The organism is Actinomadura sp. WAC 06369 (genome assembly GCF_003947565.1).
Classification (GTDB): Bacteria; Actinomycetota; Actinomycetes; order Streptosporangiales; family Streptosporangiaceae; genus Spirillospora; species Spirillospora rifamycini.
In genome coordinates, this window is the sequence record NZ_QHJN01000021.1 from 1 (window position 1) to 25,185 (window position 25,185).

Genomic DNA, 25,185 nt, shown 5'->3' on the forward strand with positions numbered 1-25,185 from the left:
GCGGCACCCCCACCGGCACCGCCATGCACCTCATCCGCGAACTCGAAGGCATGGACCGCGGCCGCTACGCCGGCCCCGTCGGCTGGGTCGACGCCCGCGGCGACGGCGAATGGGGCATCGCCCTGCGCTGCGCCCAACTCGACGGCCCCCGCGCCCGCCTGTTCGCCGGCTGCGGCATCGTCGCCGACTCCGACCCCGCCGCCGAACTCAGCGAAGCCGACCACAAGTTCGGCGCCATGCGCCACGCCCTGCACAGCTGACCGACACGCTGACCGGCACGGCCGACCGGCACCGCCACGACCGACGCAACCCCAGGTCAACCCCGCCCCCGGCTACCGCACCACCGCCCACATCTGCGATCATGACGGGCTGTGACCCCGGCCCGACCGGGTAGCGTCGAACGGCAGAACGTGCCCGCGAAGGCCCCCACAGCCGCCCCGGGCACCACCGCCCCACCATCCGAACCGGAAAGAACACAGCACCGTGGACCTCGAACGCACAAAACTCCCCGGCATCGGCCTCCAGCACGTCATGACCACGGCACGCGGCCGCCAACTCGGCGTCATCTCCCACCGCACCGGCCGCCGCGACCTCGTCATCTACGACAAAGAGGACCCCGACAGCTGCATCGCCACCGTCGCCCTCACCGTCGAAGAGGCCAACGCCATCGCCGAACTCCTCGGCACCGGACGCGTCCTGGAGCACCTCGCCGAACTCCAGCGCCAGGTCGGCGGGCTGAACACCGAACAACTCCCCATCACACCCGGCTCCCCCTACGACGGACGCACCCTCGGCGACACCCGCGCCCGCACCCGCACCAGCGCCTCCATCGTCGCCGTCGTCCGCCAGGACCGCATCATCCCCAGCCCCACACCCGACTTCACCTTCGCCCCCGGCGACACCGTCGTCGTCGTCGGCACCGCCGAAGGCACCACCGCCGTGGCCCGTATCCTCACCGACGGCTGACATATGCACTCGACCCTCCAGCTGATCGAAATCGGCGCCATCATCCTCGCCCTCGGCCTCCTGGGCGCCGTCTCCACCCGCTTCTCCATCTCCCCCATCCCCCTCTACCTCATCGCCGGCCTCGCCTTCGGCACCGGCGGCATCTACCCCCTCACCACCAGCGAGGACTTCATCTCCATCGGCTCCGAAATCGGAGTCATCCTCCTGCTGTTCACCCTCGGACTCGAATACACCGCCGACGAACTCGTCGGCACCCTGCGCACATCCGCGCCCGTCGGCCTCGCCGACCTCGTCCTCAACGCCGCCCCCGGCGTCATCGCCGCACTGCTCCTCGGCTGGGGACCCGTCGCCGCCGTCGCCATGGGCGGCGTCACCTACGTCACCTCCTCCGGCATCACCGCCAAGGTCATGGGCGACCTCGGCTGGCTCGGCAACCGCGAAACACCCGCGGTCCTGTCCATCCTCGTCTTCGAAGACCTCGCGATGGCCGTCTACCTGCCGATCCTCACCGCCCTCCTCGCCGGCGCCGGACTCGTCAGCGGCTCCATCACCCTCGCGATCGCCGCCGGAACCATCACCATCATCCTCATCATCGCGCTCCGCTTCGGATCGCTCGTGGAACGCTTCGTCCACAGCCCCAACGAGGAAGTCCTGCTCCTGAAGGTCCTCGGCCTCACCATGCTGGTCGCCGGAATCGCCCAGCAACTCCAGGTCTCGGCCGCCGTCGGCGCCTTCCTCGTCGGCATCGCCCTGTCCGGCAGCCTCGCCCACCAGGCACAGAAGCTCCTCGCACCCCTGCGCGACCTGTTCGCCGCGGTGTTCTTCGTGTTCTTCGGCCTCCACACCGACCCCTCGGACCTGCCGCCCGTCCTGCTCGTCGCCGCGCTCCTGGCCGTCGCCGGCATCGCCACCAAGCTCGGCAGCGGATGGCTCGCCGCCCGCAACGCCGGCGTCACCCTCACCGGACGCCTGCGCGCCGGCGCCGCCCTCGTCCCCCGCGGCGAATTCAACATCGTCATCGCGGGCCTGGCCGTCAGCGCCGGCATCAACCCCGAACTCGGGCCCCTCGCCGCCGCCTACGTCCTGATCCTGGCCGTCGCCGGCCCGATCCTGGCCCGCGGCGCCGAACCCATCGCCGCCCTCGCGCGCAACAAGCGCGCCCGGCGCAAGGGACGCACACCGCAAACCGACGACGACGTGCCCGTCTCCACCCAGCACAATGCCGTGGAAACCTCCGCCGGCGACGAATCCCTCACCGGACGCTGACCGCCCCCCAACCGGCGAAACGCAGACCGGCGAGCACGACACCGATGCCCGGTGCGCCCCCACGGGCGCACCGGGCATCACCGTCCTACGACCACAACCGAAACCCGGAACTCACACCGCAGACGGCTGGCACCCCGGACACCAGAACAAATTCCGCCCCGCCAGCACCGCCGACCGCACCTCCGCACCGCACACCAGACACGGCAACCCCGCACGCCGGTACACGTACACCTCACCACCATGATCATCCACCCGCGGCGGCCGCCCCATCGCCTCCGGCGTGTGCTCCGCCCGCACCGTATCGATCCACCCCGTCCGCACACCCTCCGCCATCAACACCACCAGATCCGCCCACAACGCCGACCACACCCCACGCCCCAGCGCACGCCCCGGCACCATCGGATCCACCCCCTGCCGGAACAGCACCTCCGCACGGTAAATGTTCCCCGGACCCGCCACCACCCCCTGATCCATCAACAACGCCGCCACCGGCACCCGGCTCCGCGAAATCCGCCGCCACGCCTCATCGGGATCCGCGTCCCCCCGCAACGGATCCGGCCCCAGCCGATCCCGCAGCCGCTTCACCTCACCCGGCTCCAGCAGCTCGCACGCATTCGGACCCCGCAGATCCGCGAACCCCGCCGACCCCGTCAACCGCAACCGCACCGCACCCACCGGCGCAGGCGCCGGCACCCCGCCGAACACCAGCTTCCCGTAAATCCCCAGATGCACATGCAACACCGCATCATCATCGAACCGCACCAGCAGATGCTTACCGTGCGCGTCCGCCTCCACCAGCACCCGCCCGTCCAGACGCGCCGCCCCCGCGGCGAACCGCCCCTGCGGGCTCTCGGCGGCAACGCGACGGCCGCCGAACATCCGCTGATGCTCGGCGGCCAGACGATGAATCGTGTGTCCCTCGGGCATGATCAGGCAAGCATACGACCCCGCACACCCGCCCACCGCCCCGACACCGGACCCGCTAGCGCCGCGCCGCCTCCGCCCGCAGCTCCGCACCCACCTCGCGCATATGCCCCAGCGCCTGCCGGTACGACTCCACCAGCCCCGTCTCCGTGTACGGCAGCCCCACCCGCTCGCAGTGCTCCATCACCAGCGGCCGCACCCGCCGCAGACTGCACCGCGGAATCCCCGGGAACAGATGGTGCTCGATCTGGTAGTTCAACCCGCCCATCAGCCAGTCCACCACCGCACCACCGCGCACGTTCCGCGACGTCAGCACCTGCCGCCGCAGATGACCCCACCGCGCACCCGGCTCCGGCATCTCCATCCCCTTGTGGTTCGGCGCGAACACCGACCCCAGATGCACACCGAACAGCGCGTGATGCACCAGGATCAGCACCACGGCCTTCCCCGGCGACAGCAACATGAACGCCAGCCCCAGATACGCCGCCACATGCAGCAGCAGAAGACCCCCCTCCAGAAGCTGCGCCCGACGCGACCGCCCCCGCAGGAACAGCAGGCTGCCCGCCTTCAGGTTGAACCCCTCCAGCGTCAGCAGCGGGAAGAACAGCGCCGCCTGGTGCCGCGCCAGCCACCGCAGCGGACCGCGCTGCCGCGCCGCCTGCTCCTCGGTCCACGCCAGCACCCCCTCACCGACGTCCGGGTCCTTCCCGACGTGGTTCGGATTCGCGTGGTGACGGTTGTGCTTGTCGTTCCACCACCCGTGCCCCATCCCCAGCAGCAGGTTCCCCAGCAGCAGCCCCAGCCACTTGTTGCCCCGCGCGGTCCGCGCGATCTGCCGGTGCCCCGCGTCATGCCCCAGGAACGCCGTCCGCGCCGACACCACGGCCAGCGGCACCCCCAGCAGCACCGACCACCACGAAGCGCCCGCCCACGCGATCGCCGCCCACACCGCGGCCGTCGCCGCCAGGTTCAGCGAGATCGCCCGCGCGTAGTAGGCGGGCCGCCGGTCCAGCAGCCCGCCCTCCCGGACCCGCCGCGCGAGCGGAGCGAAATCGCTCCCGCCCGCCCGGCCCGGCGGGGACGCCGGCGCGGACGGGGACGGGGACGGCGGCGGCGCGACGACGGCGGACGGGCCAGCGGGCATGGGCGCTCCAATCGGGAGGGCTGTGCGGAGAGACGACTCCGGAATACGACCAACGCCGAACACGCTATGGATGCGCGGGCCGGTGCCACTCCCCGCTGCCGAGCCATCCCGCGTCTGGCTCCCAGGTCTCGGTCCGCACCGCCGAAAGTAGTCCCTTCGACCGATACGCGAACGGCCGGTGGGGTGCGAACGTCCCTACCCCGCGGTGCGAACCATGCCCTTCCCACTACAACCGACAGACCGGCCATATAGGGTCACAAGTCATGAGCGGTGACACTCGGTGGATCGAACTCGACGGCGCGGTCAACGCACGGGACCTCGGCGGACTCCCCACGGCCGACGGCCGCACCACACGGCGCGGACGGGTCCTGCGCTCCGACAACCTGCAGGACCTCAGCGTCGCCGACGTCCGCGTCCTGTGCGACGACTACACCCTCAAGAACGTCGTCGACCTGCGCAGCGAGACCGAGATCCGGCTCGAGGGCCCCGGCCCCCTCAACCGCGTCCCCTCCATCACCGTCCACCAGCTCCCGCTCCTGCCCGAAGGCGGCCACCGCACCGACGTCACCGCCGACACCACCGCGGCCGCGCTGCCCGCCCAGGAACGCTCCACCGCCCACTACCTCGGCTACCTGCGCGACCGCGCCGACTCGGTCGTCGCCGCGCTGCGCGTCATGACCCGCACGGACGGGTCCACCCTCGTGCACTGCGCCGCCGGCAAGGACCGCACCGGCGTCATCTGCGCGATGGCCCTGGAGGCCGTCGGCGTCACCCGCGAGGCCGTCGTCGCCGACTACGCCCAGACCGGCGAACGCCTCGACGCCGTCCTGGCGCGCCTGCGCGCCACCGACACCTACGCCGCCGACCTCGACGGACTTCCCGCCGAAGCCCACCGGCCCGACCCCGCGATCATGGAGAAGGTCCTGGCGCGCCTCGAGGAGGAGTTCGGCGGCGCGGTCGGCTGGCTCACCGCCCACGGCTGGACCGACGAGGACACCCAGGCCCTCCAGGACCGCCTCCTCAACTGACCGGCCGAACCCGCTAAGCGAGACGAGCAAAGCCGCTTTTCGTCGTCGAGGGTTTGTGGTTTTGGGTCTACTTGTAGATCTAGCGCAGCCCGGGCCTTTACATAGTAAATTGAAGGCTTGAGTTTCTGTCGTGCCTTCTCATACCGGAGAGCGACGCCGGCCTCGGGTCAGCGTCGCTCGGGAGACGACGGCACCGCCTCGGGGGCCGCCGGCTCCCCCCGTCCGATCCCCTCCCCCTGCGGGGCCCGAGGAGGCCGGAGCACGGCCGCGGACAGGAAACCCAGCGCCGCCAGTCCCCCCATCGCGGCGGTGGCGGCGCCCGCGTCGAACGCCTCCCCCACCGCCAGGCCGCCCGCGAACGCGACCACTCCCGCCATGAACCGGAGCAGGCCGTTGTAGGAGCCGACCCGGCCCTCCGGGGCGCGGCGGACGATCGTCTGGAACGCCCCCGGGTCCACCAGGCCGGTGCCGAGGCCGGTGAGGGCGGCCGCCGCCACCAGCACCGCCGTCCGACACTCCCCCGCGACGGGCAGCGCGGCCAGGAACAGGTAGCTCGCACCCGCGCAGAACAGTCCGCCGCGCAGCACCCACGGACTTCCGGCCCGTCCGGCCACGAACGGCTGGACGCCCGCGGTGACGGCGGCCGACGCGCAGAAGAACAGCGTGGCCGGACCGGAACCGGCGACGCTCAGCGGGACCACGGTCACCGCCTGGGTGGCGAGCAGCGTGGTGGGCGCGGCGACGACGCAGAACCGCACGAACGCACGATCGCCGACGACCTCCGCGACGCCGCGCACGAGCGAACGGGCGGGCGCACGGCCCCCGCCGGGCCGCACGACCGGACGGTCACGCTCCAGCAGGGCGAACAGCACGGCCGCGACTACCCACGCCGCCGCGGCCACCGCCGTCACGAACGCGAACCCGCCGCCGAGCAGCAGCAGCCCGGCCGGCGGCCCCGCGACCGCGGCGACCTGGCCCGACACCACGTTCAGCGCGAAGCCCCGCGGCCGGCGCTCCGGCGGAAGCCCCGCCAGCAGCGCCTGCACCGCGGGATGCAGCAGCGCTCCGCCGACGGCCAGCAGCAGCGCCGCGGCGAACAGGACCCGGACGTCGCCGACCGCCCCCAGCAGCAGGAGCGCCGCCGCCCGCAGCACGCCCGCCAGCATCCCGGCCCGCCGGGCCCCGAGCCGGTCGACCAGCGCCCCGAGCGGCAGGAACAGCGCGTACTGAACGGCCACGCGCAGCCCGAGCACCAGCGCGATCGTCCCGGCGACGAGCCCCACATCGTCGCGCAGGTGCGCGACCAGATGGCTCATCACCGCCCAGTAGCCGAGCGCGGCGGACAGCTGCACGCAGACCACGACCGCGATCACACGGCGCGCCGCCGACAACGTTCCAGACAAGATCACCAACCGGGGAGGGGAGCGATCCGATGCTAGCGGCCCCCGGCCGGCCGCCCCGCCTCACTCCAGGTCGACGATGGGCGGCGGGTAGCCCAGGGCCCGGCGCCGCTCCTCCGGCAGCCGCCACGGACGGTGGACGTCCCCGCCCGCGACCGGCGCCAGCTCCGGCACGTACGCGCGGACGTAGTCGCCGCCGGGGTCGAACCTGGACGCCTGCCGCAGCGGGCTCAGCGTCCGGTTCGGCCGCGTGTCGTTGCCCGTCCCCGCGACCCACTGCCAGTTCCCCGCGTCGTCGGCGACGTCCCCGTCGAGCAGCCAGGCGTCGAAGTGCGCCAGGCCCTCCCGCCAGTCGACCCGCAGGTTCCGGGTGAGGAACGACGCGGTGATCATGCGGGCGCGGTTGTGCATGAACCCCTCGCGGCGCAGCTGCCGCATCCCCGCGTCGACGATCGGCACCCCGGTCGTCCCCTCCCGCCACGCGTCCAGCGCGTCCCGGTCGCGGTTCCACCGGTGCCCGCGCGGACGGTAGTCGCGGCGCGGCAGCTCGGGGAACGCGGCGGCGACCTGGTGGTGGAAGTCCCGCCACGCGAGCTGCCGCCGGAACCCCTCCCCCGCCGCGTGCTCCAGCTCCAGCGGCGACACGCACCCGAACCGCAGGTACGGGCTCAGCCGGGACGTGCGGTCGGCCGCCAGATCATCGCGGACGTCGTCGTACACCGCGGCGTCGCGGCGCAGCCACGCCTCCAGGCGGCCGCGGCCCGCCCGCTCCCCGCCCTCGGGCACGTCCGGGGAGAAGGGCCCGGACGTCAGCGCGTCCAGCGGCGGCAGCGGCCCCGCATCGACGCCCGGCGCCACCCGCACCGCCTCCGGGACGGGCGCGACGGGGCGGCGCGGCGCCCGCTCCCAGGCCCGCCGGTACGGCGTGAACACCCGGTAGTGGTCGCCGCTCGCGGGCGCCACGCCGCCCGGCGGCACGACCGTCACACCCGGATGGACCGACACCTCCAGCGGCAGCCCCCGCAGCGCGGCCAGCCGCCGCATCGCGAACGCCGACCGGTCCTCGGCCAGCGCCACCGCACCCGCGCCCGTCCGCTCCGCCAGCTCCGCCACATGCGCGACCGGGTCCCCGCGCCGCACCACCAGGTCCCCGCCCAGCTCCCGCAGCGACCCCCGCAGGCAGCGCAGCGCGTCCAGCAGGAACCGGACCCGGTTGGGCGCGGCGGACCGCCCGCCCAGAATCGCGTCGTCGAGCACGAACAGCGGCACCACGCGCGCCGCCCGGCACGCGTGCACCAGCGCCGGATTGTCCCGGACGCGCAGATCCCGCGTGAAAAGCACGATCGAGGTGTCCACCCCGGCATCCTGCCCGCCCCGCCCCCCGGCAAGCCGCGCCGCCGGGCGCGGACGCCCCTACAGTTCGAGGACCTCGCGGACCGCCGCGTACGCCGCCTTGCGCATCTGCCCGTGCAGCACCGCGTTCGCGTCCCGGTCCGTGCGGGCCTCCACGATCCGCAGCCCGTCCCCCGTGATCGCCTTCGGCAGGTCCGCGGCCGCCTCCAGCCGCCGGTACGGGACGCCGTGCGCCGCGGCGATCGACTCCACGTCCACCCGGTGCGGCGTCCCGAACACCCGCTCGAACGGATCCTGCAGCGCCGCCTGCGGCAGCAGCGAGAAGATCCCCCCGCCCTGGTTGTTCACCACCACGATCGCCAGATCCGGCCGCGGATCGTGCGGCCCCACCACCAGCCCGTTCTGGTCGTGCAGGAACGCCAGATCGCCCAGCAGCGCGTACGAGCGGCCCGCGTGCGCCAGCGCCGTCCCCATCGCCGTCGAGATCAGCCCGTCGATGCCCGACGCGCCCCGGCTCGCCATCACCCGGATCCCGCGCCGCGGCCGCATCACCTGGTCCAGGTCCCGGATCGGCATGCTCGCCGCCGCGAACAGCAGCGACCCGCCCGGCAGCGCCGCCACCAGATCCCGCGCCAGCCGCGGCTCACTGACCTCCGGGACCGCGTCCAGCACCGCGTCCACCGCCGCGGCCGCCGCCCGGTCGGCGGCCCGCCACGACCTCAACCACGCGTCGTCGCCCGACACCACCGGGATCTCCACCTCCGGCGCCACCTGCGTCGCCGACCGCACCGGATCCGGCCAGTGCGCCAGATCGGGCGCGAGCACGATGTGCTCATCGGCGCGCCGCAGCAGCGACAGCAGCGGCCGCGACAGCCCCGGCTTGCCCAGCGTCACCACCACCTCCGGGCGGTGCCGCTCCGCGAACTCCGGAATCCCCAGCAGGAAGTGGTACGACGTCAGCGCGTGGTCCCCGTACCGCGCGTTGCCGTTCGGCTCCGACAGCACCGGCCAGCCCGCCATCGACGCCGCCGCCACGTACCGCTTGACGTTCACCGCGCCGTCCCCGACGACCAGCACCCCGCGCCGCGTCGGCGGCACGTGCAGCACCGAACCCGGCGTCGCCGCCCGCACCTTCGTCCACGCGCCCGGCCCGTCCCCGTCCAGCGGCTCGCACCACGACCCGTCCCCGTCCGGGACCAGCGGCTCCCGGAACGCCGCGTTCAGATGCACCGGCCCCCGGACCGGCGCCTGCGCCAGCCCCCACGCCCGGCTCACCAGCGAACGCCAGTACGCCACCATCCCCGGGCGGTTCTCCGGCGCACCGATCTCGGTGCTCCACCGCACCGCCGTCCCGTACAGCTTCACCTGGTCGATCGTCTGGTTCGCGCCCGTGTCCCGCAGCTCCGGCGGACGGTCCGCGGTGATCACGATCAGCGGCACGCCCGACTGGTGCGCCTCGATCACCGCCGGATGGAAGTTCGCCGCCGCCGTCCCCGACGTGCACACCAGCGCCACCGGACGGCCCGACCGCTTCGCCAGCCCCAGCCCGAGGAACGACGCCGACCGCTCGTCGATCCGCACGTGCAGCCGCAGCCGGCCCGCCTTCTCCGCCGCGTGCATCGCCAGCGCCAGCGGCGCCGACCGCGACCCCGGCGCGAGCACCGCGTCGGTCATCCCGCAGCGCAGCAGCTCGTCCACCAGGACGGTCGCCAGCGCGGTCGCCGGATTCACGCCCCACCCCCCAGCAGGGCCCCGGCCTCCTCGGCCCGCCGCCGCCACCCGTCCGCGGGCGCCTCGAACCGGGCCAGCGCCGCCTCGTCCACCACCGGGCGCCGCACCGCGATCGCCCCGCCGGACGGCCGCAGCGGATCGTCCACCACGTCCCCCTCCAGCAGCGACAGCGTGCCCAGCCCGCACGCGTACGGCAGCTCCGGCAGCGCCGCCGCCAGCGCCACGCCCGCGGCCAGCCCCACCGACGTCTCCACCGCGCTCGACACCACCACCGGCAGCCCGCACGCCTCCGCGACCCGCAGCGCCGCCCGGACCCCGCCGAGCGGCTGCACCTTCAGCACCGCCACGTCCGCGGCGCCCGCCGCCCGCACCTTCAGCGGATCCTCCGCCCGCCGGATCGACTCGTCCGCCGCGATCGGCACGTCCACCCGCCGCCGCACCTCCGCCAGCTCCTCCAGCGTCGCGCACGGCTGCTCGGCGTACTCCAGCTCCCACCGGTCCAGCGACCGGATCATCCGGGCCGCGTGCTCCACGTCCCAGCCGCCGTTGGCGTCCACCCGGATCCGCCCGTCCGGCCCCAGCGCGGACCGGACGGCCTCGACCCGCTCGAGGTCGTCGGCGTCGCCCTGCCCGCGCTCGGCCACCTTCACCTTCGCGGTCCGGCACCCCGACCCGGCCGCCGCGGACGCCATCGCGTGCGCCCGCTCGGCGTCCACCGCGGGGATCGTCGCGTTCACCGGCACCCGGTCGCGCACCGGCGCGGGCCAGCCCCGCTCCGCGGCCTCCCGCGCCGCCGCCAGCCAGCGGGCGGACTCGGCCGGGCCGTACTCGGCGAACGGCGAGAACTCCCCCCACCCGGCCGGCCCCTGGATCAGGGCGCCCTCCCGGCGCGTGATGCCGCGGAACCGCGCCCGCATCGGGATGGAGTAGACCCGCACCCGCTGAACCCCCAGACTGTCCGCCGAATCACGCTATTGCAGACCACGCCGTCCGTACGACCGTTTAGTAGTACCACGGGAAGCGCGACCAGTCGGGGTCGCGCTTCTCCAGGAACGAGTCCCGCCCCTCGGCCGCCTCGTCCGTCCCGTACGCCAGCCGCGTCGCCTCACCGGCGAACACCTGCTGCCCCACCAGACCGTCGTCGATCAGGTTGAACGCGAACTTCAGCATCCGCTGCGCCGTCGGGCTCTTGCCGTTGACCTTCCGCGCCCACTCCAGCGCCGTCGCCTCCAGCTCCGCGTGCGGGACGACCGCGTTCACCATCCCCATCCGGTGCGCGGCCTCCGCGTCGTACTCGTCGCCCAGGAAGAAGATCTCCCGCGCGAACTTCTGCCCGACCTGCCGCGCCAGGTACGCCGAACCGAACCCGCCGTCGAAGCTGGCCACGTCCGCGTCCGTCTGCTTGAACCGCGCGTGCTCCCGGCTCGCGAGCGTCAGGTCGCACACCACGTGCAGGCTGTGCCCGCCGCCCGCGGCCCACCCCGGCACCACGCAGATCACGACCTTGCCCATCATGCGGATCAGCCGCTGCACCTCCAGGATGTGCAGCCGCCCCGCCCGCGCCGGGTCGATCGTGTCCGAGGTCTCGCCCTCGGCGTACTTGTAGCCGTCCTTCCCGCGGATCCGCTGGTCGCCGCCCGAGCAGAACGCCCACCCGCCGTCCCGCGGGGACGGCCCGTTCCCCGTCAGCAGCACGCACCCCACGTCGCTCGACATCCGCGCGTGGTCCAGCGCCCGGTACAGCTCGTCCACCGTGTGCGGGCGGAACGCGTTGCGCACCTCCGGCCGGTTGAACGCCACCCGCACCGTCCCGTGCTCCACCGCCCGGTGGTAGGTGATGTCGGTGAAGTCGAATCCCTCGACCTCACGCCAGGCGTCCGCGTCGAACAGCTCCGAGACCATGTGTCCTCTATCCACCTCTCCGTCGGGGGCGCCCCCATTCAACCGGCCGCCGATTCGAACGCGTTCAGCGGGGTCGTCTACCCTGATGAGATCATGGACCGCCGCCTGCACGCCGTCGTTCTCCCGCCCGGCCCCCGCCTGTTCGCCGCGCTCACCGCCGCCCTCGACGGCGTCGCGCCGCACGCGGGCCGCGGCGAGCCCGTCGCCGACGGCACCGCCGTCCTCATCGCCACCTCCGGCTCCACCGGCACCCCCAAGTTCACCGAGCTGTCCGCCGCCGCCCTGCGCCACTCCGCCGCCGGCACCCTCGCCCGCATCGGCGCCGCGCCCGGCGACCGCTGGCTGTGCTGCCTGCCCACCAGCCACATCGCCGGCGTCCAGGTCCTGGTCCGCGCCCTCGTCGCCGGCACCGAACCGGTCATCATGCCGAGGTTCGACCCCCTCGACCTCGCCGCGGCCGCCCCGCCCGGCGCGCACGTCGCGCTCGTCCCCACCCAGCTGCGCCGCCTCGCCGACGCCGGCGCCGACCTGGGCAAGCTCGGCGCCATCGTGCTCGGCGGCGCCGCCGCCCCGCCCGGCCTGCTCGCCGCCGCCCGCGACCGCGGCGCCCGCGTGTTCACCACCTACGGGATGAGCGAGACCTGCGGCGGCTGCGTCTACGACGGCACGCCCCTGGACGGCGTCCGCGCCGGGCTCACCGCCGACGGCCGCATCCGCCTCGCCGGGCCGTCGCTGTTCACCGGCTACCGGCTGCGGCCCGACCTGACCGCCGCCGCCCGCGACGGCGACTGGTTCGTCACCGGCGACCTCGGCGCGTTCGACCCGGACGGGCGGCTGCGCGTCCGCGGCCGCGTCGACGACGTCATCAACACCGGCGGCGAGAAGGTCGTCGCCGGCGAGGTCGCCGCCGCGCTGGCCCGCCACCCGAAGATCCGCGACGTCGTGGTCGTCGGGCGCCCCGACCCCGAGTGGGGCGAGCGCGTCACCGCCGTCGCCGTCCCCGCCCCGGGCGCGCCGCCCTCGCTGGACGAGCTGCGCGCGTTCGTCCGCGCGACGATGCCCGCCCACGCGGCGCCGCACGAGCTCGAGCTGCGCGAGCGGATCCCGCTGCTGCCGTCCGGCAAGCCCGACCGCGCCCGCCTCCGCGGCGCGGGAGCCCACGCCCCCTGAGCGTCGGGCTCCAGGGCGGGCGTCCCCGGGGGCATGGGCCCCGGGCGCCGGGGGATGACGACCGGCATGGCCGATCATCGGGACCCGGGGAAGGCCGGGGAGAGCGGGCCGACCGTCGCGCTGGCGTTCCTGGCCAACCTCGGCATCGCCGTCGCCAAGATCGTCGCGGCGCTGCTCACCGGATCGGCGTCGCTGGCCGCCGAGGCCGCGCACTCGGTCGCCGACACCTTCAACGAGGTCCTGCTGATGGCGGGGCTGCGCCGCAGCGGCCGTCCCGCCGACCGGCGCCACCCCCTCGGCTACGGCATGGAGCGCTACATCTGGACGCTCCTGGTCGCCGTCGCGATTTTCGGGATGGGCGCGCTGTTCGCGTTCTACCAGGGCGTGCAGACGCTCACCGGGCACACCGCCGAGGAGGCCGACCCGCTCGTCGGGTACGCCGTCCTCGGCGTCTCCTTCGTGCTCGAGGCCGTGTCCTGGCAGCAGGCCCTCCGGCAGGCCCGCGCCGCGGCCCGCGGCGCGGGCCTGCCGGTCGCCGCGTACATGCGCCGCACCGACGACCCGCCCGCGATCAGCGTCCTGCTGGAGGACTCGGCCGCGCTGATCGGCCTGCTGCTGGCGTTCGGCGGCCTCGGCCTGCACCACCTCACCGGCTCGGCCGTCTGGGACGGCGTCGGCTCGGTGCTGATCGGCGTGCTGCTGACCGCCGTCGCGCTCGTCCTCGGCCGCATCAACCTCGACCTGCTGATCGGCAACCAGGCGGATCCGCGGCTGGTCGCCGACGTCCGCGCCCGGCTCACCGCGGCCCCCGAGGTGGAGTGGCTCGTCGACATCGTCACGATGACGGTCGGCGCGGACCGGGTGCTGGTGTGCGCGCGGCTGGACTTCCGCGACGCGATCGCCTCCGCCGAGCTCGAGCGCGCGTGCGTCCGGATGGCGCGCGAGCTGCGGGAGGCGCACGCCGAGATCGACGAGGTGTTCCTCGAGCCGGTCCCCCGGGACGATCCTGAGCTGCGCGAACGCGTCGTCGCGCGTTATGGTCGACCATTGCGGCCGAAACGCTCGGAATGATGGAAGTCGCACCGCCCGTTGCCTTTACCTAGTAAGGTACGGGGCGGGCGGGCCGCCGGTGTGAGACGGCCCGCACCGGGCACGAAATCCTGTCCGGGGCACCCTCCCGCTCCGCGGCGAGGGCGCCGATCCGGGGCGCCGGGAACAAGGACCCGGTCCCGCGACGTTCCGATAGATGCGCGCGCCACCAGCGAACGACAATCCGCGCCGCATTCACACCACCGAAGGGAGGGGGGCGTCCCCATGCCGCGAACCGCCGCAGAGACCCCGCTCACAGGGGCGACGAGCCCGGCACTCGACGACCTCCTGAAGCGTGGCCGCGCCCAAGGGCGCCTGTCGCTCGACGAGGTCCGTGGGGCCTTCGAATCGGCCGGCATCAGCCCCGCCCAGGGCCGCTCGATCCTGCGCGAGCTCTCCGAGGCCGGCATCAGCCTCGCCGGCGACACCGACGCCGGGCGCAAGGCCGCCGTCCCGGCGGCCGCCCGCGCCGAGGACCGCGCCGCCGAGCACCCGGCCGACCACCCCGCCGGAGCCGATGTCCCCTCCCCCGCCCGCAAGCGCACCGCCAAGAAGACCACCGCCGGACGGGCGCGCCCGAAGGCCACCGCCAAGACCGGCGCCAAGACCGGCGCCAAAGCGGGCGGAGGCAAGGCCGCCCGCGACGGCGACGGCACCGCCGACGAGGCGTTCGACGTCACCGAGGTCGAGGCCGCCGACACCCCGGCCGACCTGGACGACCAGTCGACCGCGATGGGCGACTCGGTCCACACCTACCTGAAGGCGATCGGCCGCAGGCAGCTGCTGACCGCCGAGCAGGAGGTCGACCTCGCCAAGCGGATCGAGGCCGGGCTGTACGCCGAGCACAAGCTCGAGACCGAGGAGCTGAGCCCGGCGCTGCGCGCCGACCTCGAGTGGGTCGCCGCCGACGGCCGCCGCGCCAAGGCCCACATGCTGGAGGCCAACCTCCGGCTCGTGGTGTCGGTCGCCAAGAAGTACTCCGACCGCGGCCTGTCCCTGCTGGACGTCGTCCAGGAGGGCAACCTCGGGCTGATCCGCGCCGTGGAGAAGTTCGACTACTCCAAGGGCTACAAGTTCTCCACCTACGCCATGTGGTGGATCCGCCAGGCCATCCAGCGCGGCTTCGCCGATTCGGCCCGCACCATCCGGCTTCCGGTGCACGTGCTGGAGATGCTCAGCAAGCTGAGCCGCGTCGAGCGCGACATGCATCAGCGGCTGGGCCGCGAGCCCACCCCCGAGGAACTGGCCGTCGAGCTCGACAAGAGCCCCGAGCAGGTCCGCGAGCTGCTGCGCACCAGCCGCCAGCCGATCAGCCTGGACTCCACCATCGGCGAGGACGGCGAGACCCGCATCGGCGACCTCATCGAGGACACCGACAGCCCCGAGGCGTCCGAGCTGGTGGACCGGCAGCTCATGGCCGACCAGCTGCGCCGCACCCTCGACATCCTGTCGCCGCGCGAGGCCAAGATCATGGCGATGCGGTTCGGGCTGTACGACGGGACGCCGCGGACCCTCGACGAGATCGGCCGCGCGCTCGGGCTGACCCGGGAGCGGATCCGGCAGCTGGAGAAGGAGTCGCTGTCCAAGCTGCGGCACCCCAGCAACGCCCGGCCGCTGCTCGACTTCGCCGTCTGAGCGCCGCCGCGACGGACGGAGGGCCCGCCGGACCACGGTGTCCGGCGGGCCCTCCGCGTTCGCGGGCCGGCGAGCGGGCGGTTCAGCGCCCCCGCACGGCGAACGCCAGGAACTGCGTCACCTCGCGGTCGTCGAAGTTGTCGTCCGAGCCGATCAGCAGCGTCCGCTCCCCCGTCCGCAGGCGCGGCCCCCACGCCATCGCCTCGAGGTTCTGCGCCGGGTCGGCGTACCGGCCGAGGTCGGCGACCAGCCGCTTGGCCACCGGCCGGTACGGGGCGTCGCCGAGCCGGTCGCGCCGCAGGACGTCGGTGGCGCCCCGGACGTCGAACGCGTACAGCCGCACGCGGTAGCCGACGCCCTCCATCCAGGAGCGCTCCAGCGCCAGGTAGCGGTGGTCATCGATCGCGAGGATCTCCGAGACGCCGCTGTCGGCGTGCCCGTCCGCCGGCACCGGCGCGGCCGGGAGCGGCTCCACCCGGTAGGCGTGCTGGGCGAGCAGGCCGCCGCCGCGGTTCCACAGGGTCAGCCGGACGGCCGCGCCCCGCTCGGCGGTCGGCGGGGCGCCGTCCTCGTAGCGCGGGCCCTCGGCCATCGCGGCGAGGCGGTGCGGCGCGACGGCGACGGCCTCGAAGCCGTAGTTGCGGCGCGGCCCGCGGTCCTCGGTGGTCTGCTCGAGGTTCGCCGGGAGCGGGAGGGCGCCGCGGTGCCCCCCGTCCGGCCCCGCCCACTGGACCGACAGGGGCGACAGCGCGATGCCGGGGTGGGCGGCGTCGGGGCGGTCGCCCTCGTTGCCCCACAGCAGCCGGTTCCCGCGCGGGTCGAACCGGATCGCCTCCGGGTCGACCGACCCGGGCTCGCCGAATCCGGGGTAGGGGCTGCCGTCGGGCCGCTTCAGCGTGCGGACGCCGCTGATCCGCACGCCGGAGAACGCGCCGGTGCGCGGGTCGATGTCGACGCGCCCGGTGTAGAAGCGCGCCGGGTCGTAGCGCCACCGGTCGTCGGAGATGAAGTACCAGGTGCCGGTGCGGGGGTCGCGGTCCATGCCCGAGATACCGCCGACGGTCGTCCCCTCGACCTGCATCTTGTGCGGCAGCCGCCGCTCGCCGAGGAACCGCGAGATCCGCACGCCCGCCGCCGCGTCGGCGCTCTGGGCGCCCGCCGCCGGCCGCGGGGCCGGGCCCGCGGCCGCCGCCGGAGCCGCCCCCGCCACGAGCAGCGCGGCCGCCAGCACGGCGCCGCCACGAAGAACCTTCTTGTCGTCCACCCGACCTCCGTCACCATGAGCATCCGAGCGAATGCATTCCGTGACGCCAGTATCGCCCACCGTCCCCGCCGACGAGAGCTTTTCCGCGACGTGGCGGACCGAAGGCGGGGAGCGAGACGGGACCTCTGGCGGGACGGAGCGGAGGACGGGCGTTCGCGGGCCGCTCAGCCCGCGGGCACCGAGGCGCTCTGGCGGGGGTCGCAGGCGAGCCGGTAGCCGCGCTTGACCACCGTCTCCACGATGCCGGGACGGCCCAGGCCGCGGCGGAGCCGCGCCACCGCCATCTCCACGGCGTGCTCGTCCGCCTGCGGGCGGGCCAGGACGCCCGCGCCGCCGAAACCGGGGACGCCGGCCGCGCCGCCCGCCCCCGAGGCGTCGGCGGCGCGGAGCGGCCGTCCGGGCAGCGCCCCGGACAGCTCCGCCCGCGACACCACGTGCCCGGGGCGCCGCGCGAGCGCCCGCAGGATCGCCATCGGCGCGGGCGCGATCGGGCGCAGCTGCCCGTCCAGGACGACCGCGTGGCCGCGCAGCTCCAGCGCCAGCCCGCGGACCCGCAGCCGGCGCGCCCGCCGGCGGGGCAGGTCCGCGGCCAGGGTCCGCACGAGCGCGCCGAGCCGGGCGCGTTCGGGCTGGACGGTCGGGACGCCGCGGGCGGTCAGCTCCGCCGCCGTGACCGGGCCGACGCACGCCGCGACCAGCGGCCCGCGCATGGCCTCCAGCAGCGGCTCGGCGAGCCCGTCCGCGGCGGCCGCGGCCAGCGTCGCGGCGACCGCCGGGGCGCTGGTGAAGGTGATCGCGTCGACCGTCCCGGCGACGGCCTGCCCGACGAGCCGGTGCAGCGGGGTCGGATCGTCGGCGGGAGCCCACCGGTACACCGGGACCTCGACGACCTCGGCCCCGGCGGCCCGCAGCGCGCCGGTCAGCTCGGGCTGCGGCTCGCCGTACAGCTGGACGGCGACGCGGGAGCCCGCCAGGTCCTCCGCCAGCAGGTGCCGCAGGACCTCGGCCGTCCCCTCCGACTCGGGCGACCAGCGCTCCCGCAGGCCCGCCGACCGGACGGCGCCGCGCGCCTTCGGGCCGCGCGTCAGGAGGGCGGCGCCGCCGAGGCGGGCGACGAGCTCGTCGCGCATCCCCCACCCGTCGGCGGTCTCCAGCCACGCGCGGAACCCGATCCCGGTGGTGACGACGACGTGGTCGAGCGGCGCGGCCAGGCACGCGCGGGTCGCCTCCAGCAGCGCCGTGTCGTCGGCGAGCGGGACCAGCCGGATCGCCGGCGCGAGCACCACCCGGGCCCCGCGCCGCTCCAGCAGCGTCGCGAGCTCCTCCTGGCGGCGGGCCGCGGTCACCCCGACGGCGAACCCGGCCAGCGCGTCACCGACGGTGCTCATCGGGGACCGCCACCTCCACCCGGCCGCCCGCGCGCCGGACGCCGTACGCGGGCAGCGCCACCCGCGGGTCGTCCAGGCAGACGCCGGTGCGCAGGTCGAAGACCTGCTTGTACATCGGCGAGGCCACGGTGGGGACGCCGTCGCGGGTCCCGAGGATGCCGCGCGACAGCACGTGCGCGCCGCTGAACGGGTCCAGGTTCGACAGCGCGTACAGGTCGCCGTCGAAGGTGCGGAACACCGCCACCTGCGTCCCGCCGACCATCGCGCAGACGCCGCGCTCCGGGATGATGTCGGCGTAGGCGCACACGTCGACCCACCGCCGTTCCGTTCGGGTCTGCGCCGCCGCGTGCTGCGACGACCCGTTGTGCGACGTACCGTTGTGCGACGATCCGTGGTGCGACGTACCGTTCTGTGCCGTGCGGGCGGACTGGGGAGCGCGGGCCTCGGGTGCGAGGGTCGCTTCGGTCGTGCTCATCGTGCGGCAACCTCCTGGCTCTCGATCACTTCCTGGCTCGTGATCGCTTCGATCCTCGGCAGGGGCGGTTTCGCGATTGGGTCCCTTCTGTCACCGGCGTGTTAAAAAACGCTCACGGGGGCCGGGCGGGCGGCGGGCTCCAGCCGCACCGCGCACACCTTGAACTCGGGCATCCTGGACACCGGGTCGAGGGCCGGGTTGGTGAGCAGGTTCGCGCGCCCCTCCCCCGCCCAGTGGAACGGCATGAACACCGTGTCGGCGCGGACCGCCTCGGTGAGCCGCGCGGTCGCGAGCACCGCGCCGCGGCGGCTGCGGACCCGCACCGCGTCGCCGTCCTCGACGCCCAGGCGTCCGGCCAGGTCGGGGTGCAGTTCGACGAACGGGCCCGGCTCGGCCTCGGCCAGCGCCGGGACGCGCCGGGTCTGCGCGCCCGACTGGTAGTGCGCCAGGACCCGCCCGGTCGTGAGGTACACGGGGTAGTCGGCGTCGACCTCCTCCTCGGGGCCCCGGTGCCCGACCGGGACGAACCGGGCGCGCCCGTCGGGCGTCGGGAACCGGTCCAGGAACGGGCGGGGGGTGCCGGGGTGGTCCGGCGACGGGCACGGCCAGAAGACGCCGCCCTCCCGCTCGATCCGCCCGTAGTCGATGCCGGAGTAGTCGGCGGGGCCGCCCGCGCTCGCGCGGCGCAGCTCGGCGAACACCTCCGCCGGGTCGTCCGGCCAGTCCCCCGGGGCGTCCAGCCGCCGCGCCAGGTCCGCCAGGACGGCCAGGTCGGTGCGGACGCCGTCCGGCGGGGCGAGCGCCCGCCTGCGGCGCAGCACCCGGCCCTCCAGGTTCGTCATCGTCCCGGACTCCTCGGCCCACTGCGCCGCCGGGAGCACCACGTCGGCACGCGCGGCCGTCTCCGACGGGACGAAGTCGGCGACCACCAGCAGGTCGAGCGCGGCGAGGCGCTCCTCGACGGCCGCGGCGTCCGGGGCCGACACCACCGGGTTCGAGCCGAACAGCAGCAGCGCGCGCGGGCCGGCGGGCCCGCCGAGCGCCGACAGCAGCTCGTGCGCGGACCGTCCGGGGCCGGGCAGGGAGTCGGGATCGACGCCCCACACCCGCGCGACGTGCTCCCGCGCGGCGGGGTCGTCGATGCGCCGGTAGCCGGGGAGCTGGTCGGCCTTCTGCCCGTGCTCGCGGCCGCCCTGCCCGTTGCCCTGCCCGGTGAGGCATCCGTACCCCGACCCGGCGCGGCCCGGCAGCCCGAGCGCCAGCGCGAGGTTGATGAACGCGGTGACGGTGTCGGTGCCGTGGGCGTGCTGCTCGGCGCCCCGCCCGGTGAGGACGTGCGCGCGCTCGGCGCCCGCCAGGAGCCGGACGGCCTCGCGCATCTCCGGGACGGGCACGCCGGTGATCCGCTCGACGCGGTCCGGCCAGTAGGAGTTGACGGCCGTGCGGACGGCGTCGAACCCGGTGGTGCGGGCCGCGATGTAGGCGTGGTCGGCGAGGTTCTCGGCGAGGACCAGGTGCAGCAGCCCGTTGGCGAGCGCCAGGTCGGTGCCCGGGAGCGGCTGCAGGTGCAGGTCGGCCTGCCGGGCGGTGGCGCTGCGGCGCGGATCGACCACGACGAGGGCGCCGCCGCGGTCGCGCATCGTGGTGAGGTGCCGCATGAACGGCGGCATGGTCTCGGCGACGTTCCCGCCGGCCAGCAGGACCGCGCCGGACTCGGCGAGGTCGGTGACCGGACCGGGCAGCCCGCGGTCCATCCCGAACGCGCGCCCGCCCGCCGCCGCGGCCGACGACATGCAGAACCGCCCGTTGTAGTCGATCTGCGAGGTGCCGAGCGCGACCCGGGCGAACTTCCCGAGCGTGTACGCCTTCTCGTTCGTCAGGGACCCGCCGCCGAACACCGCGACGGCGTCCGGCCCGTGCGCGGACCGCAGCCCGCGCAGCTCCCCCGCGACGCGGTCGAGCGCCTCGTCCCACGTGCACGGCTCCAGCGGCGCGTCCCGTCCCGCGCGCATCAGCGGCGCCGTGAGCCGGTCCGGGACGGTGAGCAGCTCCGCCGACGTCCAGCCCTTGCGGCACAGCCCGCCCTGGTTGGCGGGGACGTCGTCGCGCGGCGCCACCTCGACGGGCGGCGAGGCGGGCGGCGCTCCGGGGGCCGCGAGGCGGAGGGTCATGCCGCACTGCAGGGCGCAGTACGGGCAGTGCGTGGGTGTCCCGATCATGTCGGCGAGCGTGCCCGTGGGCCGTTTCGCGGCCGATTCCCGCAGATGACCGCCGTGTTAAAAGGCATTCACGCAGTGCGCACGGCGGCCGTTCGGCGCCGACCGGAGGCACGGCGATGGCGAATTCTGACGATCTCGTGTCAAGCGTTGTCGAACGCTGTCATGGCCGTTTCGTCGCCTTTCACCCGATTACCGAACGGATTCGCGGTGACCCCGCGGCGCCCCGGAACGATGCGGCCCCGGCCGCCGACCCCGTCCTGCCGCCCCACCAAGATCGCGCCTAACCTCGGTACATGCCCGACCTTGCCTACTACGCCTCACTGCCGCGCTCCCGCGGCGCCGCGGCGGCCCTGCTCCTGGACGACCTCGGGCGGGTCCTGCTGGTCAAGCCGACCTACAGCGAGGGCTGGTTCCTCCCCGGCGGCGTCATCGAGGCGGACGAGTCCCCCCTGTCGGCCTGCCTGCGCGAATGCGAGGAGGAACTCGGCCTCGTCCCGCGCCTGGACGGCCTGGCCTGCGTCGACTGGGGCTCGCCCCGCGCGGACGGCGTCGACTCGGTCAACGTCTTCGTCTTCGGCGGCTCCATCACCGGCACGGAGGCCGACGCGATCCGGCTGCCGCCCGACGAGCTGTCCGACCACGTCCTGGTCGCGCCGGAGAAGATCCCCGAGCTGGCCCCGCCGCACGTCGCCCGCCGGATGGCGCCCGCGCTGCGCGCCATGGCCGAGGGCCGCGCCGTCTACCTCGAGGACGGCGTCGAGCAGCCGTTCGGCACCCCCGCCCTCGGCCGCCGCTGACCGCCGCTCCGGCCTCAGGCCGGAACGGCGTCCTTGATCTGCCTGCCGCGCTCCGGGTCGGCGACCCGCGCGCAGTGGGCGCAGCAGTACCAGTGCCCGTCCACGTCGACGCCGTGCCCCATGATGCGGCACTCGCAGTTCTCGCACACCGGCGCCATCCGGCTCACGGCGCACTCGAACGAGTCGAACGTGTGCACCTGCCCCTGCGCGTGGACCTCGAAGGACATGTCGTAGTCGTTCCCGCAGACCTCGCAGACCGCCATTGCCGTTCCCCTTCCTCCGTCGCGTGGCGTGACGTCACCCCCGGCCCTACCCGCGAACGACGCCCGTACCCGCCGAAGCGCCGGGGGCCGCCCCCCACCCCTGGCGGCGGCCCCCGGCGGGCTCTCATCGGGCCGCGCGCGGCCCCGGCCGGGTCACACCCCGGCCTCCGCCAGGCTCATGCGCCGGTCCCCGAGCCGCACCCGACGCATGTACACGGCCCAGGTCAGCACCAGGCACAGGCCGTAGAACACCGCGAGCGCGACCAGCGCCGGCGCGATGCCCCCGGTCCGCTCCACCGAGATCCGGAAGGTCTGCTGGATGAGCGCGCCGCCGAGCGCGCCCACGGCGGAGATGAGCCCGATCGCCGCGGCCGCCTCCCGCCGCGCCGCCGCCAGCGCCCGGTCCCGGGCCTCCCGGCCGGCCGCGGCGGTGCGCGCCGCCGCCCGCGTCCGGAAGATCGACGGGATCATCTTGTAGGTCGAGCCGTTCCCGATGCCGGTGGAGGCGAACACCCACAGGAACGCGCCGAGGAACAGCCCCCACGACCCCGTGTTCACGCCGGCCCAGACCGCGACGACGCCCAGCCCCATCCCCAGGAAGTTCCAGAACGTGACGGCCGTCCCGCCGAACCGGTCGGCCATCCAGCCGCCGAGGGGCCGCGCCGCCGACCCGACCAGGGCGCCGATCCAGATGTAGTTGGACGCGTCGACCTCGGGGAACTGGTTCCCGATCAGCACGCCGAACGAGAACGAGTACCCGATGAAGGAGCCGAACGTCGCGATGTACAGCACCGCCATGACGACCGTGTGCGGCCGGGCGGCGATCCGCCCCATCTCCGCCATCGTGTAGGACCGGCTCGCCCCCGCCAGGTTGTCCATGAAGAGGTAGGCCCCGGCGGCCGCCGCCAGGATCAGCGGCATCCACACCCAGCCGACCGCGATGAGGCCGAAGGCGACGATCAGCGGCGGCATCGTCAGCTGCGTGACGCTCACCCCCACGTTGCCGCCCGCCGCGTTCAGCCCCAGCGGCAGCCCCTGCTTCGCCGTCGGGTAGAAGTGCGCGATGTTCGACATCGAGGAGGCGAAGTTGCCGCCGCCGAGCCCGGTCGTCGCGGCGATCAGCAGCAGCGCCCAGAACGGCAGCCCGGGATTGGCGATCGCGAACACGAACAGGCCGCACGGGATCAGCAGCAGCAACCCGCTGACGACCGTCCAGTTGCGCCCGCCGAACCTCGCCGGGCCGAACGTGTACGGGATCCGCAGCAGCGCGCCCACCAGGTTCGGCAGCGTCGTCAGCCAGAGGGTCTGCCCCACCGACAGCGCCGTGCCGTTGTCCGCCAGGTGCAGGACGGCGATGCTCCACAGCAGCCAGACGCAGAACCCGAGGTGCTCGGTGAAGATCGAGAACACCAGGTTGCGGGTGGCGACCCGCCGCCCCGTGCGCTCCCAGAACTCCTCGTCCTCGGGATCCCAGTGATCGATCCACCGGCCGCCCCGCCGCGCCGCCTCCGGCCGCGCGGCGGCCTCGTCGGTCACCGCCGTCATGCTCGGTCCCTCCAGACGTCTCGTGGACACCCGAAGGACGGTAGGAACGGCGGATTACACCGGACGGCGCGGCGCGTGCACGCGCTGCTACATACTCCGCACAACCCCGCCGAGGGGGTTGTGAGGGCGGCTCACCCGGAGCCGGGCCCGCGGGGCGAGCGGACGCGCCGCGCCCGGCCCGGCGCCTGCCGGCCCGTCCGCGCCCGCGCCGCCGCGGCCCCGGGCGTCCCGCCGGTGCGTCCGTCCGGGACGGCGTCGGGCTCCGGCCAGCGCGGCGAGCGGCCCGACGCGCGCAGCACCGCCTCCCACCCCTCGCCCGAGGCCAGCGGCAGGTGCGGGACGCCCCAGTGCCACGCCGACACGAGCAGGTCGGGATCGCGCGGCCGGTAGTCGGTGCCGAGGGCCCGGGCCATGTCCCACGCGTGCAGGTGCCACTCCACGCACGCGGCGCCCGCATGGTCGCCCACGGTGTACTTGGTGCCCCGGTAGATCAGGTGGGTGCGATCCCACATGTCGGGCATCAGGTCGGCGTACGCGCCCGCCGACACACCGAACGCCATGATCCGGTCGGGGCCCGAGTCGGGCGGCAGCACCGCCAGCTCGGCCGCGTTCTGCCGCGCCTGCTGCCGGATCAGCACGGCCGTCGCGGCCTCCTGGGCGAACAGCTTCGCGAGCCGGCTGTCCGGCGCGTCCTGCAGGTACTCCAGGAAGTTCTCGGCGACGCACCGCAGATGGCCGGCGAGGTCGATCAGCTGCCAGTCCGAGCACGGCGTCGGGACGTCCCAGTCGCCGGCCCGGCCCGCCAGCTCCCGGATCGCCCGCACCCCGTCCTGGTAGGACTCGAGTACGCGGCACCGGTCCGGCGGCGTGCGCTCCACGTGACTTCCCCCCGCGTCCAGAGCACCTGTGCCCTCTCCACCGGGACGTCCTCCCGCCCGCGAACGCGCGGCGGCGGGCGGGTCGCCCGGTGCTCCCCGAGAGGGCAGACTCTCAAAGTTCGGTGGCCGGTGCCACCCGGTGACGCTGTGTCGCCCCACGTCCGGGCCCCGTCGCCCGCCCCTCCCCCGGGGCGGGCGCCTCCGGACGCGGGCCGACCGCGACCGTGAAAATCTCGACCGTCAGGCCGTACCCGTCGGACCCGTGCCCGTCAGACCCGTGCCCGTCAGACCGCGGCGGTCGGCTGCGTGCGGAAGCCCAGCCGGTGCGCCTCGCGCGCCGTGCGGAGCCGGTCGACCTCGTCGGTCCACGGGCGGACGGACGGCGTCGCCTTCGCCTTCCGCGCCGCGATCTCGGCGGCGCGCTGGGCCTTGGCGTCCTGCGGGTCGGGCGCGTACACCTTCGGGCCCATCGCGGCGCGCTCGGCGGCCTCCGCGGCGGTGAGCGCCTCGGTCAGCGCCCGGTCGAACGCGACGGTCAGCTCCCGCAGCTCCTCCGGCGGGACCGCGCCGCCCTGCGCCTCGCGCAGCGCCCGCTCCGCCTCGTTGGCCGCGGCGAGCCGCTCGGTGTACCCGGCGGCCAACTCCCGGTCGGCCTCGTGCAACTCCGCGACGTCCTTGCTGACCCGGCGGCCCAGCGGCATGGTGCTCTCCCTCAAGCTCACGGTCTTCTGGATCGGTCCGGCCGTAC

Annotated in this window: 23 protein-coding genes; 8 read left to right on the plus strand and 15 right to left on the minus strand. The window is 74.8% G+C overall.

All coding sequences use genetic code 11. The features are described from left to right. The 3 genes from DMH08_RS08210 to DMH08_RS08220 form a co-directional block, all read left to right on the plus strand. Positions 1-260 (plus strand): chorismate-binding protein (locus DMH08_RS08210; protein ID WP_199747684.1); only part of this gene is annotated, 260 nt, incomplete at its 5' end. Positions 261-483: 223 nt separating this feature from the next. Then, complete coding sequence (locus DMH08_RS08215; RefSeq protein WP_125612785.1) at positions 484-966, plus strand: cation:proton antiporter regulatory subunit; 483 nt, start codon at positions 484-486, stop codon at positions 964-966. A 3-nt stretch (positions 967-969) separates the two neighbouring features. Beyond that, positions 970-2,232 (plus strand): cation:proton antiporter, encoded by a 1,263-nt coding sequence (locus tag DMH08_RS08220; RefSeq protein ID WP_034517324.1) that lies wholly within the window; start codon positions 970-972, stop codon positions 2,230-2,232. Between the two features lie 111 nt (positions 2,233-2,343). Here DMH08_RS08220 and DMH08_RS08225 read toward each other — a convergent pair whose 3' ends face one another. Then, positions 2,344-3,159, minus strand: coding sequence for an Fpg/Nei family DNA glycosylase (locus DMH08_RS08225; protein ID WP_125612787.1), 816 nt, complete (start codon positions 3,157-3,159; stop codon positions 2,344-2,346). 55 nt (positions 3,160-3,214) lie between these two features. Then, a complete protein-coding gene (locus DMH08_RS08230; protein ID WP_125612789.1) occupies positions 3,215-4,300 on the minus strand; it encodes a fatty acid desaturase family protein in 1,086 nt (361 codons plus the stop codon). Positions 4,301-4,563: 263 nt separating this feature from the next. Here DMH08_RS08230 and DMH08_RS08235 point away from each other — a divergent pair, with 263 nt between their 5' ends. Further along, on the plus strand, positions 4,564-5,328 hold the full coding sequence (locus DMH08_RS08235; RefSeq protein ID WP_026401852.1) for a tyrosine-protein phosphatase: 765 nt from the start codon (positions 4,564-4,566) through the stop codon (positions 5,326-5,328). Between the two features lie 167 nt (positions 5,329-5,495). On the opposite strand, the gene DMH08_RS08240 is transcribed toward DMH08_RS08235, so the two are convergent. The 5 genes from DMH08_RS08240 to DMH08_RS08260 all read right to left on the minus strand — a co-directional run bounded on the left by DMH08_RS08240 (position 5,496) and on the right by DMH08_RS08260 (position 11,714). Next, positions 5,496-6,701: an MFS transporter gene (locus tag DMH08_RS08240; protein ID WP_125612791.1), complete on the minus strand. Its 1,206-nt coding sequence runs from the start codon at positions 6,699-6,701 to the stop codon at positions 5,496-5,498. Positions 6,702-6,791: 90 nt separating this feature from the next. Then, the gene (locus DMH08_RS08245) at positions 6,792-8,084 is read right to left on the minus strand and encodes a cryptochrome/photolyase family protein (RefSeq protein ID WP_125612793.1); all 1,293 of its coding nucleotides are present in this window, start codon (positions 8,082-8,084) and stop codon (positions 6,792-6,794) included. A 57-nt stretch (positions 8,085-8,141) separates the two neighbouring features. Next, positions 8,142-9,812: a 2-succinyl-5-enolpyruvyl-6-hydroxy-3-cyclohexene-1-carboxylic-acid synthase gene (gene menD, locus DMH08_RS08250; RefSeq protein WP_026401855.1), complete on the minus strand. Its 1,671-nt coding sequence runs from the start codon at positions 9,810-9,812 to the stop codon at positions 8,142-8,144. Further along, a complete protein-coding gene (locus DMH08_RS08255) occupies positions 9,809-10,729 on the minus strand; it encodes an o-succinylbenzoate synthase (RefSeq protein WP_233617486.1) in 921 nt (306 codons plus the stop codon). Before DMH08_RS08255 ends, menD begins: the two co-directional genes overlap by 4 nt. An 85-nt stretch (positions 10,730-10,814) precedes the next feature. Beyond that, positions 10,815-11,714: a 1,4-dihydroxy-2-naphthoyl-CoA synthase gene (locus DMH08_RS08260; protein ID WP_026401857.1), complete on the minus strand. Its 900-nt coding sequence runs from the start codon at positions 11,712-11,714 to the stop codon at positions 10,815-10,817. A gap of 93 nt (positions 11,715-11,807) precedes the next feature. Between DMH08_RS08260 and DMH08_RS08265 the strand changes: the two genes are divergently transcribed. The 3 genes from DMH08_RS08265 (at position 11,808) to DMH08_RS08275 (ending at position 15,608) form a co-directional block, all read left to right on the plus strand. Next, positions 11,808-12,884, plus strand: a complete 1,077-nt coding sequence (locus tag DMH08_RS08265) for an AMP-binding protein (protein WP_125612796.1) — start codon at positions 11,808-11,810, stop codon at positions 12,882-12,884. Between the two features lie 66 nt (positions 12,885-12,950). Then, complete coding sequence (locus DMH08_RS08270; protein WP_125612798.1) at positions 12,951-13,955, plus strand: cation diffusion facilitator family transporter; 1,005 nt, start codon at positions 12,951-12,953, stop codon at positions 13,953-13,955. 243 nt (positions 13,956-14,198) lie between these two features. Beyond that, complete coding sequence (locus tag DMH08_RS08275) at positions 14,199-15,608, plus strand: RNA polymerase sigma factor (RefSeq protein WP_125612800.1); 1,410 nt, start codon at positions 14,199-14,201, stop codon at positions 15,606-15,608. 82 nt (positions 15,609-15,690) lie between these two features. Here DMH08_RS08275 and DMH08_RS08280 read toward each other — a convergent pair whose 3' ends face one another. The 4 genes from DMH08_RS08280 to DMH08_RS08300 form a co-directional block, all read right to left on the minus strand. After that, positions 15,691-16,872 (minus strand): esterase-like activity of phytase family protein, encoded by a 1,182-nt coding sequence (locus DMH08_RS08280; protein WP_233617481.1) that lies wholly within the window; start codon positions 16,870-16,872, stop codon positions 15,691-15,693. 164 nt (positions 16,873-17,036) lie between these two features. Continuing rightward, positions 17,037-18,260, minus strand: coding sequence for a uroporphyrinogen-III synthase (locus tag DMH08_RS08290; protein ID WP_026401862.1), 1,224 nt, complete (start codon positions 18,258-18,260; stop codon positions 17,037-17,039). Beyond that, positions 18,244-18,735 (minus strand): nitrite reductase small subunit NirD, encoded by a 492-nt coding sequence (gene nirD, locus DMH08_RS08295; protein WP_125612804.1) that lies wholly within the window; start codon positions 18,733-18,735, stop codon positions 18,244-18,246. The genes DMH08_RS08290 and nirD overlap by 17 nt, the downstream gene beginning before the upstream one ends. A gap of 101 nt (positions 18,736-18,836) precedes the next feature. Continuing rightward, positions 18,837-20,954 (minus strand): molybdopterin oxidoreductase family protein, encoded by a 2,118-nt coding sequence (locus tag DMH08_RS08300; RefSeq protein ID WP_125612806.1) that lies wholly within the window; start codon positions 20,952-20,954, stop codon positions 18,837-18,839. A gap of 293 nt (positions 20,955-21,247) precedes the next feature. On the opposite strand from DMH08_RS08300, the gene DMH08_RS08305 reads away from it, so the two are divergent. Continuing rightward, positions 21,248-21,751: an NUDIX domain-containing protein gene (locus tag DMH08_RS08305; protein ID WP_125612808.1), complete on the plus strand. Its 504-nt coding sequence runs from the start codon at positions 21,248-21,250 to the stop codon at positions 21,749-21,751. A gap of 14 nt (positions 21,752-21,765) precedes the next feature. Here the strand turns inward: DMH08_RS08305 and DMH08_RS08310 are convergent, their stop codons facing one another. From DMH08_RS08310 to DMH08_RS08325, 4 genes are all read right to left on the minus strand, one after another. After that, positions 21,766-22,014 (minus strand): hypothetical protein, encoded by a 249-nt coding sequence (locus DMH08_RS08310; protein WP_026401864.1) that lies wholly within the window; start codon positions 22,012-22,014, stop codon positions 21,766-21,768. Between the two features lie 153 nt (positions 22,015-22,167). Next, complete coding sequence (locus tag DMH08_RS08315; RefSeq protein ID WP_125612810.1) at positions 22,168-23,559, minus strand: MFS transporter; 1,392 nt, start codon at positions 23,557-23,559, stop codon at positions 22,168-22,170. A 131-nt stretch (positions 23,560-23,690) separates the two neighbouring features. Continuing rightward, entirely contained in the window at positions 23,691-24,437 is a 747-nt protein-coding gene (locus DMH08_RS08320) for a maleylpyruvate isomerase N-terminal domain-containing protein (RefSeq protein WP_084550053.1), read from the minus strand. A gap of 284 nt (positions 24,438-24,721) precedes the next feature. Beyond that, a complete protein-coding gene (locus DMH08_RS08325; RefSeq protein WP_233617482.1) occupies positions 24,722-25,159 on the minus strand; it encodes a plectin in 438 nt (145 codons plus the stop codon). Positions 25,160-25,185: the final 26 nt, after the last annotated feature.

Excerpts from the sequence above, each read along its gene's own strand:
- DMH08_RS08220 (WP_034517324.1), top strand. The coding sequence starts at position 970 with ATGCACTCGACCCTCCAGCTGATCGAAATCGGCGCCATCATCCTCGCC.
- DMH08_RS08225 (WP_125612787.1), bottom strand. The coding sequence starts at position 3,159 with ATGCCCGAGGGACACACGATTCATCGTCTGGCCGCCGAGCATCAGCGG.
- DMH08_RS08230 (WP_125612789.1), bottom strand. The coding sequence starts at position 4,300 with ATGCCCGCTGGCCCGTCCGCCGTCGTCGCGCCGCCGCCGTCCCCGTCC.
- DMH08_RS08235 (WP_026401852.1), top strand. The coding sequence starts at position 4,564 with ATGAGCGGTGACACTCGGTGGATCGAACTCGACGGCGCGGTCAACGCA.
- DMH08_RS08255 (WP_233617486.1), bottom strand. The coding sequence starts at position 10,729 with ATGCGGGCGCGGTTCCGCGGCATCACGCGCCGGGAGGGCGCCCTGATC.
- DMH08_RS08260 (WP_026401857.1), bottom strand. The coding sequence starts at position 11,714 with ATGGTCTCGGAGCTGTTCGACGCGGACGCCTGGCGTGAGGTCGAGGGA.
- DMH08_RS08265 (WP_125612796.1), top strand. The coding sequence starts at position 11,808 with ATGGACCGCCGCCTGCACGCCGTCGTTCTCCCGCCCGGCCCCCGCCTG.
- DMH08_RS08270 (WP_125612798.1), top strand. The coding sequence starts at position 12,951 with ATGGCCGATCATCGGGACCCGGGGAAGGCCGGGGAGAGCGGGCCGACC.
- DMH08_RS08275 (WP_125612800.1), top strand. The coding sequence starts at position 14,199 with ATGCCGCGAACCGCCGCAGAGACCCCGCTCACAGGGGCGACGAGCCCG.
- DMH08_RS08290 (WP_026401862.1), bottom strand. The coding sequence starts at position 18,260 with ATGAGCACCGTCGGTGACGCGCTGGCCGGGTTCGCCGTCGGGGTGACC.
- nirD (WP_125612804.1), bottom strand. The coding sequence starts at position 18,735 with ATGAGCACGACCGAAGCGACCCTCGCACCCGAGGCCCGCGCTCCCCAG.
- DMH08_RS08300 (WP_125612806.1), bottom strand. The coding sequence starts at position 20,954 with ATGATCGGGACACCCACGCACTGCCCGTACTGCGCCCTGCAGTGCGGC.
- DMH08_RS08305 (WP_125612808.1), top strand. The coding sequence starts at position 21,248 with ATGCCCGACCTTGCCTACTACGCCTCACTGCCGCGCTCCCGCGGCGCC.
- DMH08_RS08310 (WP_026401864.1), bottom strand. The coding sequence starts at position 22,014 with ATGGCGGTCTGCGAGGTCTGCGGGAACGACTACGACATGTCCTTCGAG.
- DMH08_RS08315 (WP_125612810.1), bottom strand. The coding sequence starts at position 23,559 with ATGACGGCGGTGACCGACGAGGCCGCCGCGCGGCCGGAGGCGGCGCGG.